The organism is Bacillus sp. WC2503, assembly GCF_052682895.1.
The window spans coordinates 302,399-312,046 of record NZ_JBQYMD010000002.1; the positions used below are offsets into that span (position 1 = coordinate 302,399).

5 protein-coding genes are annotated in these 9,648 nt (G+C 29.9%); 4 read left to right on the forward strand and 1 reads right to left on the reverse strand.

Annotation, left to right across the window (positions count from 1 at the left end; all coding sequences use genetic code 11):
• Positions 1–1,053: 1,053 nt before the first annotated feature.
• From ACUN26_RS28740 to ACUN26_RS28755, 4 genes are all read left to right on the forward strand, one after another.
• Positions 1,054–1,608, forward strand: coding sequence for a MerR family transcriptional regulator (locus ACUN26_RS28740; protein ID WP_000455697.1), 555 nt, complete (start codon positions 1,054–1,056; stop codon positions 1,606–1,608).
• 1,618 nt (positions 1,609–3,226) lie between these two features.
• Positions 3,227–3,598, forward strand: coding sequence for an ASCH domain-containing protein (locus ACUN26_RS28745; protein ID WP_001204124.1), 372 nt, complete (start codon positions 3,227–3,229; stop codon positions 3,596–3,598).
• A gap of 1,052 nt (positions 3,599–4,650) precedes the next feature.
• Entirely contained in the window at positions 4,651–5,838 is a 1,188-nt protein-coding gene (locus tag ACUN26_RS28750) for a ParM/StbA family protein (RefSeq protein WP_000798156.1), read from the forward strand.
• A 1-nt stretch (position 5,839) separates the two neighbouring features.
• Entirely contained in the window at positions 5,840–6,277 is a 438-nt protein-coding gene (locus ACUN26_RS28755) for a hypothetical protein (protein WP_000763941.1), read from the forward strand.
• A 62-nt stretch (positions 6,278–6,339) separates the two neighbouring features.
• Here the strand turns inward: ACUN26_RS28755 and ACUN26_RS28760 are convergent, their stop codons facing one another.
• Entirely contained in the window at positions 6,340–8,019 is a 1,680-nt protein-coding gene (locus tag ACUN26_RS28760) for a helix-turn-helix domain-containing protein (RefSeq protein ID WP_000390413.1), read from the reverse strand.
• Positions 8,020–9,648: the final 1,629 nt, after the last annotated feature.

Consider the following 9,648-nt stretch of genomic DNA (forward strand, 5'->3'; position numbering starts at 1 on the left):
AACTTCAAAATACAAATCATCTTATAGGATTTGTATTTTGAAGTTTCAGGCAATCTACGTATACAGTTAACCATAATATATTTATAGTTAGCTCTTCTTTAACTATCAAATTAAACTTGAAATTTACTAAGAGAAAATGCTGAATAGCTTGCTAGAGTAAGTTTAAAAGCATCATTATTTATTCTAATGTTATTAATGGTTTTACTTTTTAAAACAAGATTTATTTAATATAGCATTCTGGAATTCTTTCTCTTTTGTCTAATTTTAGGGAATCCGATTCAACTTGCAAAATATATAAATGATTATGTAGATGCCTGTAATCAGCTTCCCTAAAATCTGATAAAATTCTATTCATTTCAAATTGAATCTATATGCCTCCCCCTTCCTCCCCCACTTCTAAAGAATATCACTAGCTATTGAATGCACTTTAAAAAGATTGACTATACTAAAAATGTAAACTATTAAACATAGCCTTGTAACATTATTTTTGTTTAAGATTAAATACCTCTAATACTTTGTAGATTATGGAAAAATTTAAAACACCTCATAAGCCATTTTGAGGAACAAAAATTTCATTAGAAGTATCCCTATTTCAAATTGAGTATTATTATTTACTAGTAAAACGCTATTTAAACGCATAGCGTTCAATACATCCCTATTAATTTTCTTTATATTTAGAATTAAAAGAATATTAATTAGATACTAATTCTATTAATGAAAACTTTGATTCTTGCACATATATCTAGTAAAATTCTTATATTGGAAACAAACTTTTAATAATAAAATTTCAAGTAATTCTTTAGTTATTGTATTGTCTACTCAATATCTTTTTACTTCCAAAGGTGAACGTTATCAAAACGGATAACCTTTATAATTTAATTAACATTAATACTAGATATATATACTAATCTAGCACACGAGTATCTACACTGAAAACATTTTAAAGGTAGTAACGCTTCTTACAGAGTGACCAATAAAGATTTTTATTATTAGAGGAATGATCCTTCTAATAAAGAAAGAATACCTAACACACAAATAATGGAGGTGTGAAGTTTGGAATATGGATATTTTGCACAAGAAGTAGCAAAGCAACTGGATATAAACACTAATACACTTCGTAGATGGTCAATTGAACTAGAAAAAATGGAATACATATTTGAAAGAAATGAACGTAACCAACGAATTTATTATGAAAATGATATAGATATTTTAAAACAAATGAAGGAATACCTAAATCAAAATTGGAAATTAGAAGAGGCCGCTACACGAAGCATGGAGACAATCGAAGAAAACGCCCCGAAAACGGATGGTGTTCAAGAAGAAAACGAAACTGAGGTAACACTTCAGAAACGTTCACAAACAGATATTTCAATAATTCAAGATAAGTTTTCCTATATGTTTAACCAGCAAGAAAAAATTGTACAACAAAACCAAGATATTATTAATTTATTATTACAAGAACGCTCAGAAAAGGAAGAAAAAGATTTACAAATCCAGTTACTACAGGAAAAACTGGATAAAGCCATTCAATTGTTAAATGAAGATCGCCAAGAACAACAAGATAACAGTAAACAAACGTTCATTCAACGTTTGTTTAATCGAAAATAATTGGGCGATTTTCTTTTAAACACATTTCCCAAATAAAAAAAGCGGTAATTACCGCTTTTTTTATTTTTCAAATCACCTTCACAATGCTAAATATACATCATTAAAAAGAATTCCTCTTATGTCTGTCTTTAATACCTATTTAACTTCAAAAGTAAAACGTATATTTACTAATATACATCTAACTAATACTCATTAAAAGTTCATATACTTTTTTACTAAAGTTCATACATATCGCCTAAGTATAATAAAGAGAAAATCACTTAATTTCAATTATAATATTAGTAGTTGAAAAAGCCAAAAACCCCTGTCTTTTTCTCAACCTTTTCTTAATTCAAACATATCAAAACCACCTTAATCCTTTTAATATCAAGGGATTAACGCACCATAAACGCCTAGCGTTCACGATAAATTTCAGTTTTTATATACTTCAATTCTAAATAGTTATTCCTCAACTCAAATTTAAATTTAATTTTGTATAAAATTTAGAGTATTACTTTCAATTTTATTGCGTTTAAGGTACTTCCACCATTTCAACAATTAGAAGTATTTATATATTTCTTTGGCCTTACCTATGAATCCCAAAAATCCTCGGTATTAATTAATATCAATGTATTGATCGTTATTCTCAAAATCATCAAAATTCCATCAGTTTTTCGGGAAGCTTGGTTAAACGCTGTAAAGCCCTAACTTTTTAAAATTTTCATATTATAGAACTTAAGTAAGAATGCCTTAACCCCATAAAACAATGGGTTTAACGGATTATGAACGCATAGCGTTCACGTTAATTAGAACGTTAATTTACCACTTCACAAGCGTTCATTCTGTATTCATTTTAATCTTGTTGTAATGAAATTATATATTGAATACTTAAATTACGTTTCTTTATTACAAATATAGAATGTTAGCTTATTTTAAATGAAACTACAAATTTAAAATAACGCGTCCCTAAATTTTACAAACAAAGCTTTCTTGATCCTCAACTTTCAGCTTTACCAGCAAATCTTTTATCATTATCTCTAAGCAATCTTAGTACAAGTCGCATCCCTCTAAATAGATGAGACCTCATAAACGTTGATATGAAAGGGATAGTCGCTACAAAAACGGATAGCGTTTACGTATTCTTAAACACTAAAATAACACTTTGATAACGTTTACGACTTAGGGGGTTTAGTTACATTCTCTAAAACATCACATCCTCTTGGAAGTATTAAACTTTCAGATCCAACTAACTACTTTATTTACTAAAAAATGAATTCTAACTTAAATAAGTAGGTTGGTTCATATACAAATTACTCGCTCTAATTAATGCTTTCATTATTACTTTTGGACACTATAACTTAAGCTGTCTATCAGTTATTACACTAAATCTAGAGGGTCATGCCGAATGTTATTATGTAAACTGTGAACTCACATTATATACATGGATCAGAGAAAGCAAAACATCCTAAATTAATCTATTTAATGGCTTACATGTTCTTCTAAAATATTGACAGATTATAGGGATGAATGACTAATATCAGTTAATAATATAGAAGAATATTGGCATATGCACGCGAGAGAAAATGAGTTAAACATAAGTGTTCCAGATGCATAGGTGTTTGGAGATGATTCCAAGAAGATGAGAGATGAATTAAGAAGTTTAATTGTTAAAGGAATCAAAACAGGAACATACGCTGCACATTGTGTTTACGGGCTTGAAGGAAAGGAAATTCAAAAGTTTGGTCAGTACGATATTGTATTGGCTGGAGACAATACTCGATTAGCAATTATAAAATATACAGAGATTGATTTTTTAAAAATGAATGAAGTAACAAGTGATTTTTCCAGATCTGAGGGTACAGGTGATTTAAGCTATGATTATTGGTATAGTGAGCGTGTTGAATTTCTCACTTGGGAATTAAGCCCGTATGGACTTACTTTTGCTCCAGACTTATTGCTAATTTCTCAAACGTTTAGGGTAATGGATGTTTTTGAACTACTCACCACTTAACGTCCTAACGGACTGTTTGAAGTGGGAGATTCCTGCGAACACCGATTATCCAACAGTTATCTTAGCAGGCTCTACCCGTAGTCCCTACGGTGAGAACATAAAGTATCTTGTACGTTGATTCACCACACTCCCTACTTTAGCTTGGTTTTCGCAACTTCGGCAAGTGTGGGCGATAGAACGTTAAAGATTTTACGGTTGCAACGTTTTTCTGCAACCAACCTCACATCTTCAGTTTTCAAAGAGCAATCTGTACAAGTAAATGATAGCAAACAGGTTGGCCTATGCCAACCGACATTCATCTCCCACCTAAAATTGGTGTTTCACACCTTCACATTTTTGAGGAAGGAGTCTTCTGTCGGAAAACGATAAAGATAGAGTATAAATTGAAATCCAAACATGCTTTATTCTAGCTATATATATACAAGAAACAGGCTGTAAAAATCCGATTTTACAGCCTGTTTTTAAACAACTATTTTATTTTTAAAACAACTTTATTATTCGTTAACAAAAACCTTACAAACGTTGTTATTAAAGGGATAAACGCCATAATAACGTATAGCGTTTATGTATTATTAAACACCAAATTAACACTTCGATAACGTTTGTCTGTTAGCGGATTTTATACATCCTCGAAAACTTCAAATTCTCTTAAGAAGATTATAATTTAAACTATTAATTCTAACTTTAATTCCTAAGAATATCTTAAAGGAATTCATTCAACTCATATAGAAAACTTCTCCAAGGTTTATATAAATGCCTTACAAAAGATACAATTCACTAAAAAAAAACAATTAATCTAACAAACGAACTGTACTTAGTTCTAATAAATATAAAATAAATATCTTATTTATATTTATTTTATATAAAAACCTAATTAATCAACCGCTAAATAAAAATGAATTCATTTAAATATTAATTTTGTATTTAAATTATATCTAATTGATATTTAATTAAGGTTAATCCCGTTCAAAACCTTGTAATCACTCTACTTTTAAGGTATAATATATTTATTAAATATAAATAAAAAATAAATTTTATAGAGGTGATGTATAATGAAGAATTCAAAAGGGAAAACTCTTCATATAGACATTGAAGGCGATATTGGGAACGATTCTTTTAAAGGTTACATTAATGGTGAATACATAAAAATGAAAAACGTATATCAAAGCGTTTACTCAATGCCAAATGTAACAGAAACAAACACTCAAAAAAATGTGATTAATCTAGTAGACAATATGTTTGTAAATATTGCTAGTAAATCAATTAGAAGATCTGGTATGTACTTTATTGGTAATCGAGCGATGCTAACAGGGAAGAACCCAAAAAACATGAACATTAAAGTAGGTCAAAAATATAACGATGATTTGCCGTTAATTAATATGCTAGGACTAATTGCAAATAAATCCGTTCAGCTTGAGTGGGAAAGAACTGAACAACTACCACAATCAATTAATGTGACTGTTGATCTTATTTCAGCTATTCCAGCAAGCCAATGGACACCAGTAAATGCAAAACACCTAGAGCAACGTTTTACTAATTCAAATCATGTTGTAGTTGTTTATGTAGGGGAAGAACAAGTAACAGTCAGCTTAACATTTAACAGTGCAAACATTACCCAGGAAGGCGTTCCTCCTTTATATGCAATCCTTGAAGGCGAAGAAGATATGTTTAGTGACTTTATTAAACTATATAAAGACAAACTTGAGGTAGAGACAGTTGAAAAATCCTTCTTTAAGAACAAAAAAATCTTACATAGCGACATTGGAGATGGAACAACTGAGTATATATACACAGTCGGTGTAAATCCAGTCATTGATGCTTGTAGCGGAGAAAGACGTGGAGTTGGGCATGCTACAGAAGAAGCTGTTAAGCTATTAAACCAAGAACGTGGAACAAACATTAAACGCCAACAATTCTCACAAATCCTTCAAGATCCAGATCATAAATACTATGAAGAAGCAACTGGCTACTTTAATATTACAAAAGTAGAACAAGCTGAACTTATCTTAGAAGATACAAGTGAAAAGTATGTAAGCAATACCGCCAGTGAAGCTGAAATTTTATGTGTATACGGTGGGGGAAGTGTTACTTTTAAAGATGAGTTATATAATCAACTATTAGAGTATTGTGAGCAAGTTGGTATGTACTTATTATGGATACCAGAAAAATATGCTGTAGATATGAATGCTAGAGGGATGCAAGTAATCAAGAAGATTCTTACTCGAAAAAAGGTGAGATAATATGGCTGACAAGAAAAGAGAATCTTTCTTTTGGAATCTCAAAAAAATTGAGAATGAAGAGTTCTTTAAATGGTTTGAATCTCAAGGGAATATAGCAGATTCATTATATAAACTTGTCTGTTACTTTATTGATAAACATGGTTTGCAAGATGTTGGTGATTATAAGATTCAACAACAAATGCAAAGAGAGATCTTACTTCAAGATAAAGATTTTTTAAATGAGGTAAAACGGGTCCTATTGAATGATTCAAAACTTATTATCAAAAATGATAATCAAAACATCCATAATGAGATTGAATCTCCTAATGAAATAATTGGAACTTCTGAAGAGAAGCCCAATAATGAAGATGACAAAAAAGAAGACGTTTCTAAATCTGAAACAAATGTTTTGAATGATGAATATGATGATCTTGATACAGCAAGTTTATTTGGTAATTAGTATGTAAATACTCTAAAAAAAGAGTCCTAGAAATAGGACTCTTTTTTTAGAGTATTTACAACTTACATCTTATCAATGATTAACTGTCGTTTATACCATTGATTTAGTTTGCTTCTCGCCGTACTAGAGAGACGTTTTGTTTTTTTATTATAAAATCTAGAAAGAGTAGGCTGCGATATACCTATCTCTATTGAAAGTTCTCGCATAGTTATATTCCTTTTCATATGCACAAACTCTATTTTCTCTCTAATTACTTGTTCATTTTCAGTTGTATCTAATGGTTTTTCTACAATTTTTATTGGCTGATTTTCCTCATGTATCGTATCAATTGTTTTCTTTTTTGCTAAGTTTTCCATTGAACTAATTAGTTCTTTTGGCGGCAATATTACTATTCCTAACTGTGAATAATAGTTTTTAAACCAATTCTTTTTTGTTAGTTTTTCTTCTTCTAAACCATTATCATATTCCCAATGAGAAATTACCTCTTCTTTTTCTAGATCCATAAGAACATTTTCTAATTGTTCGCGAATACGATTCGGTTTTTGTTTCTGGTTTATCCCCATAACTGCTAACAAACCTTTATCTCCACCTATGGAATAAGGTCTTTGTAAACTAGAAAACATTTGACGTATTCTCCATTGCCATGTCAAATATCGAATTAACCTTTTATGATATTTATGTCTATAACTATTATATTCAAGTGCCTTTTTTGATAATAATGCGGTAGTACTATTAGATCCATATAAATATCCGGATAAGAAACTCCCCGGTTTGATTCGGCATGATTCTATTCCCATGTATTCGTTTGTATTTTTATCTCTCCATAGAACCACAGAATCTAATACGAATAGTCTTTTAATTACCTCACGCTTTACTTCATAATGCTTACCTGTTTCAGCACGATCATTTAATACGACTACTTCATTGTCATCATTTAGATATATAAAAATACTTGCTAGGGCCGCAATCCGCTTCGCTACTTTAATTTTATCTTCTACCCTGTAGTATTCAACACCATTTGCCTTAGCCTTTGAAATACTGCACATCTCTAAAACTTGTTCATATGAAAAATCAATAAATTCATCGGGCGATTTTGCTTCATTCAACCATTGAATCGTGATGGTATCTAAACAATCTGCAGTTAAATCATCCATATTACTCATTACACCATCTACTAAGGTATTCCATCTTGCTGCCTCTTCAATATTCGTTAATTTTAGATCTTCATCTTTATGAGAGGAAAGCTGTGCCACTCCATTACTATCCTTTGTTTCAATAGGATATGATTTTAACAGTGTATTTTCATCTTCTTCAAATTGATTTTTAGCTATTCCATCCCTTAACTTATAATATACTGCGGAGTTATTTACTTCTAAATAATTTTCATTCAATGTGTTTGCATTTGATTCACTTGTTGCTGTATGCACTTTATTACTAACTGTCTGATTTTTACGAAACTCTTGTTCAATAAAGACACCTATTGTCTCATCAATGATTATTCTATATTCATCAATATTTCTATATATATCTAGAGGAGAAATACCTTTTCTTTGTTGTTGCTCTAGCCACTGTACGAGCATTGAAAATGATGGAGAAAGGTATTCTGAAGTCACAATTTTACTTTTATCTGCTTCAACCTCAACATAATAAGACACCCATTTTTGCCACAATTGCTCATCTTTTTTATACAATTGTTCCGTTATTGATAGTGCATCTCTAAACAATTGTAGAACGTCTTCCATATAAATTCTGCTCCTTATATACATTTAGTTATTCTTAATCTGAACTTGAAAATAATTAGCTATATGATGTTCCTTTTTATAAAAACTAGAAATTAAGTCAGAATATTCCCATTCCTATTTCGTTGTTAACATGTTAAAGGCTCTAGTTTGCATACTTATAGCCCGCTCTGTAACTGATTATACAAGACTCAATCGATTTGTAAAATCCAAAGTGATAGAACAGAGCACCTTTTTTATAAAAAGATAATCTTTTTATAAACGGTTCAACTTTATTTCAACTCCAAAAAAAGATTACTTCCGTTTTCTTTAAAAATTATTTGTGACAAAAATATAGAAAAAGAAAAAGCAGCTAAAGCTGCTATGGAATAAATGAAAAAAGAACAAATTAGATACGAACAAGTCGCTTTCTTTTATAAGGAAGAACAAAGAAAGAGTGGAAAGCAATACACAAACAGGTAAATCACATGAAGTAAACTGATAAAGAGATTGAAAATTCTGATATTTTAATCGCTAAGGGTTTTTGTTTACTCTTTCTTTGTTGAAATGAGTTTAACATGAAAAATAATATAAATCAACAAAAAAATACAAAATTCTTATAATTACGACATTTTATTCATCTTTCTTTACATTCACGTTAAACACATTGTTACTATGGTTTGAAAAAACAGTTTAATCGTTTTATAACTGGTACTCAACAGTGCACTAGGCTTAACAAGTCTTGTTTAATGCTTTTATTTTTCGATTACTTCGAACACCACAAATTCATCAATATGAAAATTTATAGTCATATCATGTCCCTTTTTTACAAAACATGAAACAAAAATAACAATATGTGTCTCTTTCTTACTAACTCGAAATTTTTTTCTAATATTGCTTAAACCTTGATATATAAGCTTTTCTATTACAGCAATACTATTAGTTATGAAAATTTACAGCTATATGATGTCCCTTTCTTTTTAGATAAAAAGCCCATTAACCCTTTCATATTAAGGCTTTACACGTTTCTAACTCTATTTTCATGTATTTATGCAACATGAAAACCCATAGCGATATGATGTCCCCATTTTTTACCAAACATGAAAACTCACCTAGCTAATTCATGTCCCTTTTTCAATTGAAAAATTACAGATAAACCCCATTACCATCACTATTTAAAGAGTTTTTCTAATTTAACTCATAATTATAAACATGAAAATTTACAGCCATATGATGTCCCTTTTCATTTTTAAAAAATCGATATAAATGTTGATTTAATCATACTTATACGGTTTTTTTTCTATTTTTCACCTTTTCTACCAATATGAAAATTCATAGCCATATCATGTCCATAAAAAAAAATACACGAATCCTGAAACCCCTTGATACACAAGGGATTAAAGGACGTTTCATCTTTTCATTTTTCCTCTTAAAGGGACGTATTTCATCAAATTTCGATTTGGTATAATCAAAATTGATATATTTTATAGTTTTTGGTATTTATTTCAATATTTATAGGTAGGAGGTGAAAAAGATGGGAAAATCATTTATTATTCGTAATCAACGTAGTCTAAATGGACAATCCACAAATGCAGTTTTAGTAACACTGAAGTCTTGGCAAAAACTTGTTGAAACTTTCGAAGAGAAATACTA

What these genes read in the sequence shown, in the direction of transcription:
- ACUN26_RS28760 (WP_000390413.1), bottom strand. Translation starts at nt 8,019, where the DNA reads ATGGAAGACGTTCTACAATTGTTTAGAGATGCACTATCAATAACGGAA.
- ACUN26_RS28745 (WP_001204124.1), top strand. Translation starts at nt 3,227, where the DNA reads ATGAGAGATGAATTAAGAAGTTTAATTGTTAAAGGAATCAAAACAGGA.
- ACUN26_RS28750 (WP_000798156.1), top strand. Translation starts at nt 4,651, where the DNA reads ATGAAGAATTCAAAAGGGAAAACTCTTCATATAGACATTGAAGGCGAT.
- ACUN26_RS28755 (WP_000763941.1), top strand. Translation starts at nt 5,840, where the DNA reads ATGGCTGACAAGAAAAGAGAATCTTTCTTTTGGAATCTCAAAAAAATT.